The organism is Methanothrix harundinacea 6Ac, assembly GCF_000235565.1.
GTDB classification, from domain to species: Archaea; Halobacteriota; Methanosarcinia; order Methanotrichales; family Methanotrichaceae; genus Methanocrinis; species Methanocrinis harundinaceus.
Genome location: NC_017527.1, coordinates 1553900 through 1570777, shown reverse-complemented (window position 1 = coordinate 1570777; position 16878 = coordinate 1553900). Strand labels below are relative to the sequence as shown.

The window sequence follows — 16878 nt, the reverse complement described above, 5'->3', positions numbered from 1 at the left end:
AAATATACCAAAGAGGTGAGAGCATGTTTTACAAAGGCGAGGATGAAGGGTATAGGCAGCCCCTGGCGGGGATAAGCCAGAAGACCCTGGTTTACGGGAAGGAAAGCCTCCTCACGGAGTTCAGGCTCTCTCGGGGAAGCCACCTTCCCCAGCACAGCCACCCCCAAGAGCAGACGGGGTATATGGTCTCGGGCAGAATGCTCCTCTCCATCGGCTCAGAGGAGTTCGAGGCAGAACGAGGGGATAGCTGGTGCATACCCGGTGGCGTCGAGCATGGCGCCCTTATCCTTGAAGATTCCGTTGCCGTCGAGATCTTCTCCCCCATCCGGACCGACTACATCCCCTGAATCCCGGACCACCTCTCCGCCCCCTCCTCCGCCTCCAGGGGGTAGGCCCCCTCCTCGTCGTGGACCTCCCTTCCGCGGAGGGGCGGATTGAAGACGCAGGCGAGCCTGAGGGGGGTTTTGGCCCGGAGGAGGTGGCGGTCGTGCCGGTCCAGGGCGTAGATGGTGCCGGGGGCGATCTTGAAAACTCTTCCGCCTGCGCCGCCGCCTCCGTCGCCTCTGGCATCAGACCTCCGGAGGTCGAACCCCTCCCTGGCCTCGCCCCCCTCCAGGACCTCCACCTCCCCTTCGCCCTCGAGGCAGTAGACCGATTCGAGGTGATTTTTGTAACAGATGAGGGTCTCAGTCCCCGGATAGATGGTGGTTATGTGAAAGGAGAAGCCCATCCCATCCCCCTTCAGGAGGAGTCGGGTGCTCTCCCAGTTTGCGGCCACCACCCTCCGGCCGGTCCTCTCCGCCTCCGAGAGCCTCCTCACGATCATGCCAGAACCTCCATCCAGAGCTTCTCACCATCTTTATCCAGAGCCTCCTCGGGGATCTCCGATAATGCCTCGATCACCGACTCCTCCAGGATGGAGAGCCCCCGCTCCAGCTCTTCGTCGCTGATGGTGAGAGGCATGAGGCACTTTAAGACCTGGTCATCGGATCCGGAGGTCTCCATGATCAGCCCCTTCTCGAAGGCGAGGGCCGAAATCCGGGTGGCAAGTTCGCCGATGGTGCAGTCGAGGGCCTGCATCATCCCCCTCCCCCGGGCGGAGAGGACGCCCCTCTCGTCCAGGTCGACGAGCCTCTCCAGCCTCTCCCGGACGATCCCGCCCTTCCTCCTCACCTCCCTCTCGAAGGATCCGTCCCTCCAGTACTCCTCCAGGGCAGCCCTGGCGGTGACGAAGGCGAGGTTGTTTCCCCGGAAGGTCCCGTTGTGCTCCCCCGGCTTCCACTGGTCGAGCTCCGGCTTCATCAGGACCAGGGAGAGGGGAAGGCCGTAGCCGCTGAGGGACTTGGAGAGGGTTATGATATCCGGGGATATCCCCGCCTCCTCGAAGCTGAAGAAGGTCCCGGTCCTTCCGCACCCCGCCTGGATCTCGTCGACGATCAGGAGGATGCCGTGCTTCCGGCAGACCGCCTCCAGGGAGCGGAGCCATTCATTCCTCGCCACGTTGATCCCCCCCTCGCCCTGGACCGTCTCGACGATGACGGCCGCCGGATGGTCGAGGCCGCTGCTCCCATCGGCGAGCATCTTGTCCAGGTACTCGGTGGTGTCTATTCCGTCGCCCATGTAGCCGTCGTAGGGCATGAAGGCCGTCCCCTGGGGCTGCATCCCGCACCCATCCCGGAAGTGGCTGTTTCCGGTGGCAGCGACCGACCCCAGGGTGACGCCGTGAAAGCCGTTGGTGAAGGAGACGATCGTCTGGCGGTCGGTGAAGTTCCGGGCTATCTTCATCGCCGCCTCGACGGCGTTCGTCCCCGTCGGGCCCGTAAATTGCATCTTGTACCTCATCCTCCGGGGCGAGAGGATCAGGGACTCGAAGGCCTCCATGAAGGCCTGCTTCGCCCCCGTGGCCATGTCCAGGCCGTGGACTATCTGGTCCGCCTCGATGTAATCGAGGAGCTTCGCCTTCAGAGCCGGGTCATTGTGGCCGTAGTTGAGGGCTCCGGCGCCGGCGAGAAAGTCGATGTACACATTTCCCCCCTCGTCCTCCAGGGTCGCCCCCCTGGCCTTTGTGAAGACCACGGGGAAGTGGCGGCAGTAGCTTCGAACCTTTGACTCAAGACGATTGATGGTGCTCATATCGTTCATAATTATATCACCCGTTGAAGCTGTAACGGTCCTATGCGGAAGAGGTCTTCCGCTTCGTGGTTTTCTCCGCCAAAATCCTCCTCGGAGAAGAAGGAGGTCACTCTGCATCTCGCCTCCTGATCCCTGGCCAGGGAGAGAAAGAGCCTCCGAGAGGCTTCGTTGGAGGGGGTTATCGTCGTCTCCAGAAACCTGCAGCCCGTCAAGGCCGGCCTCGACAGAACCTCCCGGATCAGGAGCTTCCCGAGGCCGCAACCCCTCCTCCGAGGGTCCACCGCCAACTGCCATACGAAGAAGACCCCCCCCGATCGGGAGGAAGATATCCGGTGAGGAAACCGACGATCTCGCCGTCCTCTTCGGCTACGCTGCAGGTATCGGCGAAGTGGCGACAGAGGAGGAGATAGCTGTAGGCGGAGTTTTTATCCAGGGGCGGGGTCTCCTTCGCGAGGGCGCATATCTTCGCCCCGTCGGAGACCTCCGGCCTCCGGAGGACGACCTCCTTTGCCGTCGCCAGGCCCCCCGCCTCTGGCCCCCCCCTGAAGGATCCGCCGTCTGATCCGGGTCCCATTCTAACGGCTCCGGGTGGTCTCAACGCCGAGCCCCTTCAGGATTATCCGTATCTGTTTCGAGGTGTACTCCACCCCGAACTCGCCTCGGAGGAGATCTCTCACCTCACCCGTCCTCGAGGGGCCCCTCTGGCGGAGGAGCATCGCCAGCGTCTCCCTCTCTGCCGCCGAGAGCTTCGGAGGCCTTCCGCCCCCGTGCCTCGGCTTGAGCCCTTCATAGCCGCCGTCGTTCCACCTCCTCTGCCAGGTATATCCTACGCTCCTGGTGACGCCGACGAGGTGGGCCGATGCCTCAACGCTGAGCCCCTGGTAACGGTATCTTATGAAGTGCAGCCTCCTCAGGACCCCAACGCATCTCTCCAGCCTCCTTATCCTGGCGTCGAGCTCCTCGGAGGGCATACATCTCCTTATGGAGACCTGTTCAGGCCTGGGCATGGATATACGGTCGAAATTAATACATATTAAGTGTTTGGTTCTAAACAAGTAATCTTGCGTTCAGTTAACCACAATTTATTTATCCTGGGCCGCGGAAAGGAAGTTACATCTGCTCCCGAGAGAAGGGCAGAGACCCCGGAGCCCTCGTCGGAATGGCCCCTGGGTGCAAGGTGAAAAACCTCATAGACCAGAAGGCCTCGGCCGCGAAGCCCCGGCCTTCTCCTCTCCTCCCTCAAAGGGATTCCCGTCCCCAAACTCTCCTCCGCCATTCCATCCCCCGGAGGCAGCCTCCTACCCCTTGCCCCTCGGAGAAGAGGGGCGCAAGGAGCCTCAGGATAGGGAGCTGACAGCGAACTCGGTCCTCTTCCACCAGGTGCCGTCGAGGACCGTCGCCCGGTACCCCATCGCCTTCAGAGCGACGTATAAGCCGCAGGCCTCCGGGGTCCCGTAGACGATCTGGACCATCCGATCTTCAAGCCCCCGGCGGAGGAAGAGCTGATCGAGCTCCTCGGGGCTCTTGAGGGTCCGGGCCTCAGGGTCGGAGTAGATCTCCTCCGGCTTGAAGTACATGGAGTTTGATATGCGGGATGCGGCGCGGTCGGAGTAGCTGGACCTGGTGTCGACGATCTGGACCCTGACGCTCCCTTGCGCCTCCTTGAGGATCGACTCGTTGACCAGGAGCTCCGGCCTCAGGGAGGGGGTGTAGTTGGAAGGCGCCGGCTCCGGGGAGTTCTGGACCAGCCCGACCTCGGGGAAGGCCTCCACGTCCCCGTCCAGAAGGCTGAGGTCCTGGTGGCCGAGGTAATCGAGGGCCCAGAAGAGGTAGGCCGAGTCGTCACCTCTCCCATAGACGACGATCGAGTCGGTCTCGTTCACCCCCAGCCGCCGGAGCTCTCCCGCCGCCACCTCCAGGTCCAGGACGTCTCCTGCCCTGAGGGACCTCCAGTAGAGGTTCCTCGCCCCCGGGAGGTGCCCCCTCTCATAATCCTCGGGGGAGCGGGCGTCCAGGAGGACCCTTCCCTCTAGGTCGTCCCCAGGACGGATCAGGATCGAAGCCACGGGATACTCTCCCCTCTCCACCTCGACCTCCTCAGAGCTGTTCCTCGCCTCGACGGCCTGAGTCCGCGCCGCCTGGGGGGTAGAGGGCTCCGCTGCGGCAGGGTTTTTATGGTATCTCGCCCACCAGGCGTCAAAATTTGACCAGTCCGGGCAGTCCGGGCAGTTCATATTCCCCCCAGCAGAGCTGATGCTGGTGAGGACCGCGAAAAACATGATAAACGAGATGGCGGATCTGAGGAGCCCCCCCGATATCCGGCCGCCGCCCTCCCGAGTTGGAATCGATCTACTATTCTCGATGATGATCACTCCCCGATCCGGAGGGAGATACATCGATGGTATTTCAGCCTGGCGAGACGATGAACGGGAACTTATAAATACTAAAAATAATGTCCATCAGAGGCCGATAAAGTACTTTAATGTACGTAAAAATACATCAAGATGAGGAGAGATGGCTTTGATAGGAAAGTCGGTCAGGATGGAGAGGATCTTCAACAGGGAGACGGATAGGACGGTGATCATCCCCATGGACCACGGCGTCACCGTCGGGCCGATCCGGGGGATCAAGAACGTCAGGGAGGCGGCGGACCTCGTCGCCGCGGGGGGGGCCGACGCCGCCGTCGTCCACAAGGGGGCGGCCACCTTCGGCCACCGGGGGTACGGCCGGGACCTGGGTCTGATCCTCCACCTCTCGGCCTCGACGAACCTCGGCCCCGACCCCAACAACAAGGTCCTGGTGGCTACGGTGGAGGAGGCTCTGAAGATCGGAGCCGACGGGGTCAGCATCCAGGTGAACGTGGGGGCCGAGGACGAGGCGAGGATGCTGTCGACCCTGGGGGAGACCGCCCGGCGGTGCCAGGAGTGGGGGATGCCGCTCCTCGCCATGATGTACCCCCGGGGGAAGAAGATCGACGACGAGCACCGGGCCGATTACATCGCCCACGCCGCCAGGGTGGGGGCGGAGCTTGGGGCGGACGTCGTCAAGACGAGCTACTCCGGCGACCCCGACTCCTTCCGGGAGGTGGTGGATGGCTGCCCCGTCCCCTTGGTCATCGCCGGAGGGCCCAGGACGGAGACGGAGGCGGAGTTTTTGGAGATGGTCGCCGGGGCGATCGGCGCCGGAGCCCGGGGGGTAGCCATCGGGCGGAACGTCTTCCAGCACAGGGATCCGACCCTCATCACCAGGCAGATCTGCTCCATCGTCCACAGGGGGATGACGGCGGAGGAGGCCCTGGAGATGGGAAGATAGAGGGGAACGGGGGGACGGCCGCCCGCCCCGGGCCACCCATCCCTAAAAAAGCTACTAAAAGAACGCTTGCGGCGATATGCCTTGGGTAGGTAGCCCCGACCATTGCCTATCGTCCTGATCCCGTTCCCATCCTCCTGCCTATTCTTCCTCCCCCTAATTCCGATCGATCACATCCCCGGGTTCCAGAGACCAGGCCTCGGCGGAGGGACGTGCTTATATCACGAAAGCTATCAAGGAGGAGGAAAAGAGATCGAAGGTGTCGATACCGTCGATATGAGAAAGAGGGTGATGCTGATAGAGAGAGAAGGCGGAAAAGGCGATCTCCGAAGGGCTGCCATCGCCTCCTACATCCTTGCGGTGGGGGGGGTGGTTCTGTTCCTCCTCGCCCCCCAGGCCTGGGCGGAGGACGACTTCTACAGGGCCGAGGGGGGACCCCAGATCTTCGTCACCTCCGTCACCTCCAGCCTCGAGACGGGGAAGACGGGATCGGTCTTCGTGAAGATCGAGAACCGGGGCGAGATCAGCGGCCTCGTGGAGAAGAGGACGCCCCAAACCGAGGACGAGAAGATGCTAGCCCTTCTGGAGGGGGAGATGGAGATGGAGGGCTCGGAGGCGGTGGGGATCCAGGGGAAGCTCTCGTCCAGGGACGGGAGGCTGGAGGTCCTCTCCCGCCCCCAGCTGGCCGGCTCCCTCTCTGGGGGCGAGGCCCTAGAGAGGCCGATGGAGTTCTCGGTCCGGGCGGAGAGCTCCGCCAGCGCCGGGGTCTACCCCATGCTCCTGGAGGTGTCTTACGAGAGGCTGGAGGACGTTCTCGTTCGGGGTAACCCCCTCTACCCCGAGATCCACTTCCAGAGGGCCGAGGCTACGGAGACCATATCCATCGAGGTACCGGTGATGACGGGGCCGAGGCTGGAGGTGGCGGAGGTCAAGGGCTCCATATCCCCCGGCCGCTCCTCCGCCCTGGAGCTGGTGATGGCGAACGGCGGCGACGTCCCGGCCCGGGAAGTCCGGGCGAGGCTCCTCGTCCAGCCCCCCTTCAACTCCACCGGCGAGGAGGTGGAGCTGGGAGATATCGAGCCGGGGAAGAGGGCGGCGTCCGAGTACCCCCTGGAGGTGGACAGACTGGCCGATCCTGGGGAACGGGCCCTGGTCTGGCAGGTCCGATACCTCCCCGGCGAGTTGGGGGAGGAAAGGTCGGAGGAGCTCGCCGCCCTGGTGGAGGTGAAGGCGCCGACGGGGCTTAGGGCTCTCTTCGTCGTCCCCATCGTCGCCATCCTCATAACCCTGATCTACCTCGGCGGGGTGAGGAGGGGGCTCCGCCTCCCCAGGATCCGGAGGAGGAGGCGGTGGTGACCCAGGGGGTCTACCTCGCCAGAAGGTCGTTGAACTGCTCCTGGGCCCGCTCCAGAATCTCCTCCTCCCCGGGGATGACCCCGCCCCTCATCAGGACCCGACCGCCGACGATGGTGGTCTCGACGCCGCCCTGGGCGCTGTAGACGAGGTGGGAGACGATGTTGTCGTCGGCGAGGGGGCAGAACCAGGGCTTTTTGAGGTCGATGAGGGAGAGGTCGGCGATGGCCCCAGCCCGGAGGCCCATATCGAGGCGGAAGGCGGTGTAGGCGTTCTCCGTCGCCATCCTCCAGACCTCGCCAGCGGCGAAGAGGTCGGGGCGGGAGTGGGCGCACTTCTGGGCGATGGCCGTCGTCTTCATCTCCTGGAAGAGGTTTAGGCTGTTGTTGGAGGAGGCGCCGTCGGTCCCCAGGCATATCCTCGCCCCCGCCCGCGCCAGCCGGTCCAGGGGGGCGATCCCCGAGGCGAGCTTGTGGTTGCTGATGGAGCAGTGGGCGACGTTCACCCCCCTGTCGGCGATTATGGATACGTCCTGGGGTGAGAGCCAGACGCAGTGGGCCGCCACCACCCGGTCGCTGAGAAAGCCTAAAGAATCTAAATACTCGACGGGGCTTTTGCCCCGGTTCTTGGCGAAGCTCTCCACCTCCGACCTCGTCTCCGAGAGGTGGATGTGGATCATGACGTCGTGCTTTTCGGCGAGGTCCAGGGCCCTAGAGAGGGTCTCCTCCGAGCAGGTGTAGACGGCGTGGGGGCCGACGGCGGGGACGATCAGGTCGTCGTTCTTCCACCTCCGGATGAAGGGCTCGGCGTCCTCGATCAGATCGGGCCTCATGTCGAAGAGGACCCCGGACAGAACGGCCCGAAGGCCCATCTCCTTCGTCGCCCGGGCCGCCTCGTCCATGAAGTAATACATGTCGTTGTAGCAGGTGATCCCCGATCTGATCATCTCCAGGCAGCCCAGCTTTACCCCCCAGCGGATGTCCTCGGCGGTCAGCTTCGCCTCCAGGGGCCAGATCTTCTCCGAGAGCCAGGGCATAAGCTCCATGTCGTCGGCGTACCCCCGAAAGAGGGTCATGGCCAGGTGGGTGTGGGCGTTGACGAGGCCGGAGATCGCGAGTTTTCCCCTTCCCTCGATCACCTCGCCGTCGCCCGACTCGTCGGCGATCCCGGGGCCGACCCCCGATATCCGGGGGCCGTCGATGGCGATGTTCTGGTCTCGAAGGAGCCTTCCGCCCGCCACGATCGAGGCGTTTCTGATCAGCATGGTTTCCTCATCTGCCGCCATCGGCGTTAAAACTTTTGCGAGGGGCCCAGATCGCCAGCCTTAAGAAGAACCGGCCCCAAGAAAGAGGCGCGGGCTGAGGTAGCCAAGCGGCCCACGGCGCCGGTCTTGAACTCGGACCATCGGCGAAAGCGAGCGGTCCGACGGGGGAACCGGTGGCGCTCACGCGCCTCGTGAGTTCAAATCTCACCCTCAGCGCCAAAATTTTCCTTCTGTGAAATAACATTGTTGGAATAAATTAGCTTACGATTCAATGGGCCGACTGAATACTAGAAAAATGGGTTTTGCATGATCAAAACTCTGACCTGATGGTGCATCATTCCCGACTGTTGACGCCACTGGTTCTTCACCTCCTCCGCCGGGCCGGTATGCCTCGCGAATTTATCCAGTAAATGAGGGGCGATGCCCAGCTGGAAGAGATACTGACTCCACCACCGCGACAGATCGCAACGTTGAGAGACTTTGTGGTTTGGGCTGCTGAGAAGCCGTTAGATGAAAATGTCGAGTTTTCTCCCTGGATAAATGAGATGATCAACGGGCGGCTGGGAATTGGTGAGGATGAAGAGCGACCTTAAGAGGCGGCTGGAAGCCCTGGAGTCGGTGCATCCGCCACTATGCCCCCAATGTGATTATCTTGCGGAGCGCATGGGGACGTTCTCCAGCGGGCAATTATACGTATTGAGAGCCATCCTGATGGGTGTGCGCGACGCATCCTTACCATCGACCAAATACGAGATATCGCCAGAGGAAGAGGCGGAGCTTGTGGATTTTTTCGAGAATTTGCCGGAACTAAAACCCGCGTGCACTAAATGTTGGCGTGTGATGGAGAGGGAGGATGAACCACAGGCTTGAGCGGCAGCTTGAAGCTTTGGAGAGGGCGAGGGCTCCAGTGAAGTACGTTCTGCTTTGGGCCGATGGTTCTGTTGCGTTTGAGGGTGGTGCATGCATGATGTTGCATTAGTGGCGGCGGTGAGTGGGAACTTCCTGAAGGTGTGTTACTTCAAGTCCCAGCGTGTAATAAAAAATTCAAACTGTTGAATTGACGACTCGAAACGCTTAATAACCCGTTAATCGATAAAAGCGAGGCTGTAACTGAGGTTGAAGAGGTAATTAGTGATATGACAAATATAGAGGCTGCTTTTACTAACCGAGAAGAAAAAGGCAGCCTAGTAGACGTTCAAGAATTCAACGCCGATTGGCGCGCTGTTGGGAGCTATAGCTATCGTGTCTCGGATGAAAGTTTAGCATACTCAATTGGCGCGCTAATTTCTGCTTTCGATCCTGATAACACTGGGAAAGTATCTCAAACCAAATTCTATAAGTTGTTATATATATTATCTGCTGATCTGATGAACCGTGGTGTGGATATCAAATTACCGTATTTTTGGTATCGCCACGGTCCAGTAGTACCTTATGCATTTCTACCAGGCGGAATAATAGAATTAAGATCTATGGATTGGAACAAGTATCAAGGAAAGTGGGTCTTGCTTAGGAATCGTCGTCTACCTACTAGGATCGCGTCCAGTAATAAAGAACTTATAGATGATTCGGTCGCGTTACTGTGGGACAATTACAGTAATGCTAAAACACCTAAGATTGTTATGGATGTGTACAGCATGGCTCCACACCCGTTTCAGCGTGAATATAAGAATTTTATAAAATATATTCGACATAAGGTCTCAGATAGAGATATACTCTGCAAAGTCCAAGGATTAAGGGAAAAGGAGGATGTTAGTCGCCTTGAAAGGGCGGTTGATATTTTTGATGAATCTGAGTTTCCTCAAATTTATGATGATTTGCTGCAATGGAAAACACTTACAAAATATTCTATTAACCAATTATCCACAATAGATTCGAAATTCATATTAGATCTATCAAGTATATATTGGGATAAATTATTCTGTATGTTTCTAAGAGTAAAGGAGTATCGGAACCTACCAGACGCATTGATATCGAAATGGGAACGGGAATTACCAGCGAAACAAGATGGATATGAACAGAATTTCGAAGAACTGGAGACCAAATTCTATTCTTCGATTTATCGCCCATCTGGAGGTCTAAATAAAGACATATGTAATGCCTATTGTGAATGCCTTAAGTCCATATTAAAATAATATGTTGAACTTTATAGATACCAATGTTTTCATAGCCTATTGCTTCGAAGCCCATAATTATAATGATCAGTGCCAAATACTCGAAGAGATGGATAATTTATGGCTGAGTGATAAAGTTTTAACTGAGTGGAAGCGGAAAGATCGAAAGATTCAGGTAGACTTGGATAATAAAATACGGCGGCATGTCCAGAATATAAGGAAAAATTTTCCAGATATGATCGAGATAGATCACAGGGACAAACTTATTAAAATTGCGGATGATAAGGTTAGACCTTTTTTCCAAAGATTATATGCAGATATGATGTATCCGATATCGAAGGAGGAATTATGCAATGAAATCGAGGATATACTACTATCAATGGGATCTGGAAAAAATATTCGTTTATATAAATTGAAATCACTCTGTAAGATGCACGAAAGAATAAATAATTATCCAACGGAGGAATCCGCAATAATAGAGTGTGTTCATAATGGTGATGGAGATAGGGGGATAATATTAGATGCGCATGATCTGGCTTTAGATCCTATTTTAAACAAACTTAATGACGAATTACAGTTTTGGACCTTCGATGGCGGCATATCTATAGGTTGCAGAGATAAAATTTTATCCAATCTGGAAATAAAGGATGTTATAGATCTGAAATATTATTTACCAATAACTGGTCAAAGTCATTGAGCCCTTTTGTACTCCTACTGATTAGCTCCATCCACTTATTATCTCCCTCAATACCCACGCTAGCCATTTCTGCTGGTGTGATCCCGTCTAGCCCCATATGCGGTCTGATGAAGTTGTAATAGATCTGATTCAAGGGGATGATGGGCGTGCCTCTACCTTGATGCCCCTCATGACCTTCTCCTTCTCCCTAATGCTACCGTTCATCCTCTCAAGGACCCGAGCGTCTACCTGGTAGGAAAAGGTCAAGGCGAGAGGTTAATCCCACAATATCGTCAAGCTTTTTGAGGGATATTTTTAAAAAGACCAAAGAAGAACATCCAGTGAGGCATTTATAATGAGATTACCTAAAATGTTGTTTGGCGCGCTGGCAGTGTTCTGCCTTTTTGGCGGTGGTGTGGCTTCAGCTGATGATGACACGGCATATGAAGTGTATGACTGCGAATATTTCAGCCTCGAATACCCATCAGATTGGATCGTAGTAAAGAAACCTGATACCAGTTTAAGGGGATGGAGTTACAATTTCATCGATTTAGACTCCGCAACCACCACCACCATAACCGTAAGCGAAGATATCAACATGGTTACATATGTGACTTCATTTGACAATGTGTTGAATGGAACCGTGTCTGATGAGGTAATGCAGCATATTATTGACAGGCTAGAATTCGAACTCGGATCGGAAGGCACCTCACAAACGCCGCTTGAGTATGTGACTTACGATTGCATGTATTTCAGTGTTGATCGCCCAAAAAAGTATGCCGATTCAGCCGAAATTCGTTTCAACAACTACGCTAGTATAGAGGATAACAGTATACTTGATATTGTATATTATAAATTCAATTTATATAACACTGCGTATGATGCTCCTGATGATCCGATGACTATCGGTCAGATCAGTGTTTCCGACGATGGGACAATTGGTGTATCCATATTAACCGAACGTGCCGGCAAGTTCTCTAATGACGTGGTAAAAAGATTCATGAAATCGCTAGATTTCAAGGCGTGAGTCTCCTCCCGTCTAAACCATCTGGTGGTTTCCATCCAAATGGACGCGAGCGCGAAGATAAGACAAGTCGGCTGATCCTTCCAACCTTATCCACAGTGGCTCGCAAGATGCCTTGTGCTGCCCTCGGCGCCCGCCAGACGCTCGTTATATCCAGCTTGCGATGTTCTTTGCACAGGACGGCCTTCTGTGGATTTTAGAGCGTTTTTGTTAGTGGTCTGAGTTATATGCCCAAGTATTCGCAGCCATAATTTACTAGTAAAAACGCGACAAAGTCTAGAACTGGCTGAGATATCCGAGCGATCCGTTTTGCCGGTACTACTTGACCTTCTCAGGCTAATGTCGGGACGAGATCTCTTCCTGTTGTGTCATATTATTTCCTATAACTATGAAAATCCTATAAGTGTCTTAGCAATTTCGAAAATTGCTGCAGTGCTGAGGCCAGAAACATATTGATTATCTTTTAAATCATCTAGCATGTCGGTTATTGATTTCTTCTCAGGTTTAGGTATGCCTTCGTCTTTTTCGACGGCTTCTTTAAGCACCTGTATCATCATAGGACCGGTTAATCTCCTTAACATGTATCCTGGTTCCTTGATCATCAATCGCCCCTCAGATGTGGGGTAAGCGCTGTAACGTCCGTCAAAGGTCCTGATCAGCTCGACAAATCCGTCTTTTTTTAACATTACAAAATGGTCACCCACTCGTTCGAGATCTAATCTTAGTTTCTCTGCAATATAGGAATCGCTAATTCCATGCTCAGATTGAACTACTTCGCTCAAAATTTTCATGTCGATTTCTTGCATATTCATTAAATCACCTTGTATCAAGTCTAGTGGTATTTCATGGTATAAATATTTGATGACATTTTATTGCCTATTTGCGTCGTTTTTCCTGCCAACCGTATTTATCCCATATATTCACCGTATTAAGCACGAGATTAGGCGCACCTCTATCATACTATCAGAGCGTCACCTAAAGCTAATAGAGTCCACAGAAAAATACCAGAATTCTACCTGCGCGACCATTTGAGAGATCAATTTACCAGTAAATTGGCGATAAATTCACATCAGCGCTAATTTGCTTCCAGTCTTTTAAATCGGTTTATCGAATTCACAACATAACGTAAGAAGCTTCTTTTACAATGGAGGCAAAGTATTTGCCAGGAGGTAGGCCCGACGAGATCGATCCCGCCTTTGATACTGATGGCGCTCCTGCTGGCGGCAGGCGCGTCCGAGGGCGCGTCAGACTCTCGCGAGATAGTCCAGGCGAGCGAGATCCTGGCCGCGATCGAGCGGTGAGAGACCCCTTCCTCTTCAGCCTGACTACCTTCACCTCTGGCCTGACCTCCTTTCTCTAACCCTCAATCGAATACGAGGCGGAGAGGCACACCCGGCGGGTCATATTCCAGCGGCTCCTGGGGTCGGTCTTCCTGGCCCTGCTGATCACGGCCATCAGCAAGACGTATCTCATAAGATGAGGATAAAGGTAAAGGGCGAGAGCGGCCTGGGGAAGGAGAGAACAGGCGACCTGCTCGCTGATCGCTGATATGGTATCTTTCCGGGATGGGGTACGATGGTCAGGATATGCGGCATCGGTGGTCACATCTTCAAGTCGAGGTTCAACATCGGGCTTCTGGCGCTCCTTTTGATCCTGGGCGCCCTCTCCTACGCCCTCGCGGGAGAGAGCGGACCGGCGGCGCCGGCGGAGGGCTCGGGAGCATCGGCATCGTCCTCGATAGAGATCCACTTCTTCTACCTCCCCACCTGCCCCACCTGCGGAGAGCAGAAGCCGATCTTCGAGGCACTGAAGAGGGAGGGGGTCCCGGGGGCGAGGTTCTATTCCGTCGACGTCTCGAAGCCGGAAGGTTTCGCCCTATTCCGCGAGATGGCCAAAGATGGGGGGATCGCCGTCGAGAGCCTGACCGTCCCCACCATCTTCGTCGGGGGAAGGCCCCTGGTGGGGCTCCATACGGAGGAGGAGCTCCTCGCGGCGATCCGCGAGGAGAAGAGGGCGGCCGAGGGGGAGGATGGGGTGGAGGAGGAGGAGGAGGAGGAGGAGGAGGGCGACGGAATAAAGGGCGCCGGAATAGCCCCGGAACCGGAGATTGACAGCGCCCATTTTCAGCTCCCGCTTCTCGGTGAGACCGACCTCTTGAAGTTCTCGCTTCCGACCCTCGCCGTCGTCCTGGGGCTTGTAGACGGGTTCAACCCCTGCGCCATGTGGGTCCTCGTCTACCTGATAGGCCTCCTCGCCGGGGTGAGAGACCGGAGAAGGGCATGGCTGATCGTGGGAAGCTTCGTCCTCGCCTCGGGGGCGCTGTACTTTCTCATCATGGCCGCCTGGATAAACGTCTTCCTTCTTTTGGGATACGTCCAGATCCTGACGATCCTCATCGGCCTTGTAGCCCTCGGCGGCGGGATCCTGAGCATCAGAGACCATCTCACCACAGGAGGGAGCCCCGCCTGCAGGGTCGGGGGGGAGAGGGGCGGAGAGAGACGATGGGAAGGATAGAAAAGATCGTAAGCCAGCCCCTCTCCGTCTCCATCTTCTTCTCCATCGTCGCCCTCGCCATCCTCGTCAACGCCGTCGAGTTCCTCTGCTCATCGGCGATCCCCGCCGTCTTCACCCATATCCTCGCCCTCAGCGGGACCTCCACCATCGAGAACTATCTCCTCATCGCCCTCTACACCTTCTTCTTCATGCTCGACGATATGGTGATCTTCAGCCTGGCGGCCTTTGCCGCTGGAAGCTCCTTAGGGGAGAGGTACGCGAGATGGTGCAAGGTGGTCGGCGGGACGATTCTCGCAATCCTGGGGTTGCTCCTCCTCTTCGCCCCCCATCTCCTCTGGTAGAATGGCAGAGGGGCGGAACTTCGGCCAGACCCCGTCTCCCCGGAGCCGGAAGACGCCGAAAGGTTATTCGGGTCAGAGGAATAGAGATACACCGGTGATCCGATTGAGGCAGGGGTTATTCTTCGGGCTTTTGATCCTCGCAGCTGTTTGTGGATGCATCGGGGAGGAGCCGGATTCCTCGGAGGTGACGGAGGAGGTCTCGGAGGATGCGGATGATGGTTTGGGATTCCCGCCACCCAGCTGTGGGTGTCTTGAGGGGGACGAGAAATTCGAGGAGCTCCTCTCCGCCGGGGTGGGCGAGATGACCTGATCTTCTCCAAATCGATGCCGATGGCAAGGGCAGCGGACCCTCCCCCCCCTTCAACCCCATCTATTTAAATAGGGGGGAGGGGATCTAGGGGAGGTTGGATCATCTGTCAGCTTTACAATGATCATCAGCTGCAGGATCTGCAGAGTTGGAACGTCAAAGCTCATATGCCCTTGAAGAGACCGCCAGAGTCTGGCTCCCGGATCAGATCTGAGCCGACGGATGTGGACTTTTCTTCCCCTAATTCATATGGTGCGCCCTGCTCTCTCCTCCTGAAGAGGTATAAATGCTGTTTGAAGATTTGGATATTGCAGAGCCGCTACAGCGAGCTCTTACGAAAGAAGGCTATGCCAATCCGACGCCGATCCAGGCGGAGGCGATCCCCCATCTCCTGAGGGGGGAGGATCTCCTCGGCATAGCCCAGACCGGGACCGGCAAGACCGCTGCCTTCGTTTTGCCCGTCCTCCAGAGGATCTCCGAAGAGAGGAGAAGGACCGTCCCGGGCGCCCCCCGGGCCCTGGTGCTGGCGCCGACCCGGGAGCTGGCGGCCCAGATAGACGAGTCCTTCGGGACCTACGGCCAGTTCCTCCAGTTCAGCCACGCCGCCGTATTCGGAGGAGTCTCTCAGGAGCCCCAGGTGAAGGCCCTTTCTCGAGGCGTCGAGGCCCTCGTCGCCACCCCCGGCCGGCTCCTGGACCTGATGGAGCAGGGGCACATAGACCTCAAGGGGATCGAGTTCTTCGTCCTCGACGAGGCGGACAGGATGCTGGACATGGGCTTCGCAAAAGACGTCCATAGGATCGTCTCAGCCCTTCCCAAGAAGCGCCACTCCCTCTTCTTCGCCGCCACCATGTCGCGGGAGATCGGCGAGCTCGCCGGAAGGCTCCTCAAGGACCCCGTCAGGGTCGAGGTGGCTCCCCAGGCGACGCCGGTGGAGAGTATAGAGCAGAGGATATTCTTCGTCGACCAGAAGGAGAAGAACCCGCTCCTCATCGGCCTCCTCCAGCAGAAGTTCCTGAAGAGGGTCCTCGTCTTCACCAGGACGAAGCGGCGGGCCGACCGGGTGGCAAAGGTCCTCACCAGAAGCGGGATCCGGGCCGACGCCATCCACGGCGACAGAACCCAGAACCAGCGGCTTGCCGCCCTGAGGGGCTTCAAGGCCGGCCGGTTGCAGGTGCTGGTGGCGACCGACATCGCCGCCCGCGGTATCGACGTCGAGGATATATCCCACGTAATAAACTACGACCTCCCCAACGAGCCCGAGAGCTACGTCCACAGGATCGGCCGGACGGGCAGGGCGGGTAGAGCTGGAACTGCGTACTCCTTCTGCTCCGCCGAGGAGCGGAGCTTCCTCCGGGATATCGAGAGGCTCACCCGGACGAAGATCCGAGAGGTGGAACATCGATACCATTCCGAGGAGGCGAAGAACGCCTCGGGCGCGGCGTCCGAGCCCGCCCCGGGGGGGTCGAAGAGGCCCCCGAGGAGGGCGAGGGGAGCGGCCCCGTCCCCGCAGAGGTCGCGCCGTCCCGGGCCGCGGCGCTAGACGATGATGACCCCATCACCGCCGCCTCTCCCGGAGGGTCGGCTATTTTTTCTTTATTATCTTGATGCTCCCGTTGGACTTCGCCGCCATCTCCTCGGCCGCGTTGATGGATAACCCAAGATCCGAGGGCTCCACCCGGTCGCCGTAGTCGAAATGCCGGCCGAGGCATTCCATCCCCACCTTCTTCCCATTCTCCATCTTCCTGAATTCCATATAAATTTTTTCAACCATCTCAGCCACATCCAACGCCGTATATGTCGCAATCCCCAGCCGCCATAAAGATGCCGGAAGAGATCCGGCGCG

The 16878-nt window shown here is 57.1% G+C and carries 21 protein-coding genes and 1 tRNA gene; 13 read left to right on the top strand and 9 right to left on the bottom strand.

Features of this window, described 5'->3' with window-relative positions:
• Positions 1–23 precede the first annotated feature (23 nt).
• Complete coding sequence (locus tag MHAR_RS07495; protein WP_014587009.1) at positions 24–347, top strand: cupin domain-containing protein; 324 nt, start codon at positions 24–26, stop codon at positions 345–347.
• On the opposite strand, the gene MHAR_RS07490 is transcribed toward MHAR_RS07495, so the two are convergent.
• The 6 genes from MHAR_RS07490 to MHAR_RS07470 form a co-directional block, all read right to left on the bottom strand.
• Positions 335–826, bottom strand: coding sequence for an ectoine synthase (locus MHAR_RS07490; RefSeq protein ID WP_014587008.1), 492 nt, complete (start codon positions 824–826; stop codon positions 335–337). The two genes, MHAR_RS07495 and MHAR_RS07490, sit on opposite strands and share 13 nt — an antisense overlap.
• The gene (gene ectB, locus MHAR_RS07485; protein WP_048144921.1) at positions 823–2133 is read right to left on the bottom strand and encodes a diaminobutyrate--2-oxoglutarate transaminase; all 1311 of its coding nucleotides are present in this window, start codon (positions 2131–2133) and stop codon (positions 823–825) included. The genes MHAR_RS07490 and ectB overlap by 4 nt, the downstream gene beginning before the upstream one ends.
• 11 nt (positions 2134–2144) lie before the next feature.
• Positions 2145–2414 carry a GNAT family N-acetyltransferase gene (locus tag MHAR_RS13955; protein WP_266335506.1) on the bottom strand — a complete coding sequence of 90 codons (270 nt, stop codon included), beginning with the start codon at positions 2412–2414 and terminating at the stop codon, positions 2145–2147.
• Positions 2372–2707: an L-2,4-diaminobutyric acid acetyltransferase gene (locus MHAR_RS13950; RefSeq protein ID WP_014587005.1), complete on the bottom strand. Its 336-nt coding sequence runs from the start codon at positions 2705–2707 to the stop codon at positions 2372–2374. Before MHAR_RS13950 ends, MHAR_RS13955 begins: the two co-directional genes overlap by 43 nt.
• A gap of 1 nt (position 2708) precedes the next feature.
• The gene (locus MHAR_RS07475) at positions 2709–3140 is read right to left on the bottom strand and encodes a helix-turn-helix domain-containing protein (protein WP_048144492.1); all 432 of its coding nucleotides are present in this window, start codon (positions 3138–3140) and stop codon (positions 2709–2711) included.
• Positions 3141–3470: 330 nt separating this feature from the next.
• Complete coding sequence (locus tag MHAR_RS07470) at positions 3471–4412, bottom strand: sulfurtransferase (RefSeq protein ID WP_187287792.1); 942 nt, start codon at positions 4410–4412, stop codon at positions 3471–3473.
• A 235-nt stretch (positions 4413–4647) separates the two neighbouring features.
• Here MHAR_RS07470 and MHAR_RS07465 point away from each other — a divergent pair, with 235 nt between their 5' ends.
• Together MHAR_RS07465 and MHAR_RS07460 are read left to right on the top strand one after the other, a co-directional pair.
• Positions 4648–5445 (top strand): 2-amino-3,7-dideoxy-D-threo-hept-6-ulosonate synthase, encoded by a 798-nt coding sequence (locus MHAR_RS07465; RefSeq protein ID WP_048144491.1) that lies wholly within the window; start codon positions 4648–4650, stop codon positions 5443–5445.
• Positions 5446–5733: 288 nt separating this feature from the next.
• Positions 5734–6798, top strand: a complete 1065-nt coding sequence (locus tag MHAR_RS07460) for a COG1361 S-layer family protein (RefSeq protein ID WP_143763345.1) — start codon at positions 5734–5736, stop codon at positions 6796–6798.
• A gap of 10 nt (positions 6799–6808) precedes the next feature.
• Here the strand turns inward: MHAR_RS07460 and MHAR_RS07455 are convergent, their stop codons facing one another.
• Positions 6809–8059, bottom strand: a complete 1251-nt coding sequence (locus MHAR_RS07455) for an amidohydrolase (protein ID WP_014587000.1) — start codon at positions 8057–8059, stop codon at positions 6809–6811.
• A 93-nt stretch (positions 8060–8152) separates the two neighbouring features.
• Here MHAR_RS07455 and MHAR_RS07450 point away from each other — a divergent pair.
• From MHAR_RS07450 to MHAR_RS07435, 6 genes are all read left to right on the top strand, one after another.
• Positions 8153–8278: transfer RNA gene (locus tag MHAR_RS07450), tRNA-Ser, on the top strand.
• Positions 8279–8469: 191 nt separating this feature from the next.
• The gene (locus tag MHAR_RS13410) at positions 8470–8652 is read left to right on the top strand and encodes a hypothetical protein (RefSeq protein ID WP_143763344.1); all 183 of its coding nucleotides are present in this window, start codon (positions 8470–8472) and stop codon (positions 8650–8652) included.
• Complete coding sequence (locus MHAR_RS07445; protein ID WP_143763343.1) at positions 8636–8929, top strand: hypothetical protein; 294 nt, start codon at positions 8636–8638, stop codon at positions 8927–8929. Before MHAR_RS13410 ends, MHAR_RS07445 begins: the two co-directional genes overlap by 17 nt.
• A 266-nt stretch (positions 8930–9195) precedes the next feature.
• Complete coding sequence (locus MHAR_RS13405; RefSeq protein ID WP_014586999.1) at positions 9196–10191, top strand: hypothetical protein; 996 nt, start codon at positions 9196–9198, stop codon at positions 10189–10191.
• A gap of 88 nt (positions 10192–10279) precedes the next feature.
• On the top strand, positions 10280–10867 hold the full coding sequence (locus tag MHAR_RS07440) for a hypothetical protein (RefSeq protein WP_143763342.1): 588 nt from the start codon (positions 10280–10282) through the stop codon (positions 10865–10867).
• A gap of 349 nt (positions 10868–11216) precedes the next feature.
• The gene (locus MHAR_RS07435; RefSeq protein ID WP_048144488.1) at positions 11217–11873 is read left to right on the top strand and encodes a hypothetical protein; all 657 of its coding nucleotides are present in this window, start codon (positions 11217–11219) and stop codon (positions 11871–11873) included.
• Positions 11874–12256: 383 nt separating this feature from the next.
• Here MHAR_RS07435 and MHAR_RS07430 read toward each other — a convergent pair whose 3' ends face one another.
• Positions 12257–12676 (bottom strand): hypothetical protein, encoded by a 420-nt coding sequence (locus tag MHAR_RS07430; protein ID WP_014586997.1) that lies wholly within the window; start codon positions 12674–12676, stop codon positions 12257–12259.
• A gap of 769 nt (positions 12677–13445) precedes the next feature.
• On the opposite strand from MHAR_RS07430, the gene MHAR_RS12510 reads away from it, so the two are divergent.
• From MHAR_RS12510 to MHAR_RS07415, 4 genes are all read left to right on the top strand, one after another.
• The gene (locus MHAR_RS12510) at positions 13446–14384 is read left to right on the top strand and encodes a thioredoxin family protein (RefSeq protein WP_014586996.1); all 939 of its coding nucleotides are present in this window, start codon (positions 13446–13448) and stop codon (positions 14382–14384) included.
• A complete protein-coding gene (locus MHAR_RS12505; RefSeq protein WP_014586995.1) occupies positions 14372–14725 on the top strand; it encodes a hypothetical protein in 354 nt (117 codons plus the stop codon). The genes MHAR_RS12510 and MHAR_RS12505 overlap by 13 nt, the downstream gene beginning before the upstream one ends.
• A 94-nt stretch (positions 14726–14819) precedes the next feature.
• Positions 14820–15035 carry a hypothetical protein gene (locus tag MHAR_RS07420; RefSeq protein ID WP_048144486.1) on the top strand — a complete coding sequence of 72 codons (216 nt, stop codon included), beginning with the start codon at positions 14820–14822 and terminating at the stop codon, positions 15033–15035.
• Between the two features lie 283 nt (positions 15036–15318).
• Positions 15319–16575, top strand: coding sequence for a DEAD/DEAH box helicase (locus tag MHAR_RS07415; protein WP_014586993.1), 1257 nt, complete (start codon positions 15319–15321; stop codon positions 16573–16575).
• A gap of 42 nt (positions 16576–16617) precedes the next feature.
• On the opposite strand, the gene MHAR_RS13710 is transcribed toward MHAR_RS07415, so the two are convergent.
• Positions 16618–16773: a hypothetical protein gene (locus tag MHAR_RS13710; RefSeq protein WP_187287791.1), complete on the bottom strand. Its 156-nt coding sequence runs from the start codon at positions 16771–16773 to the stop codon at positions 16618–16620.
• Positions 16774–16878: the final 105 nt, after the last annotated feature.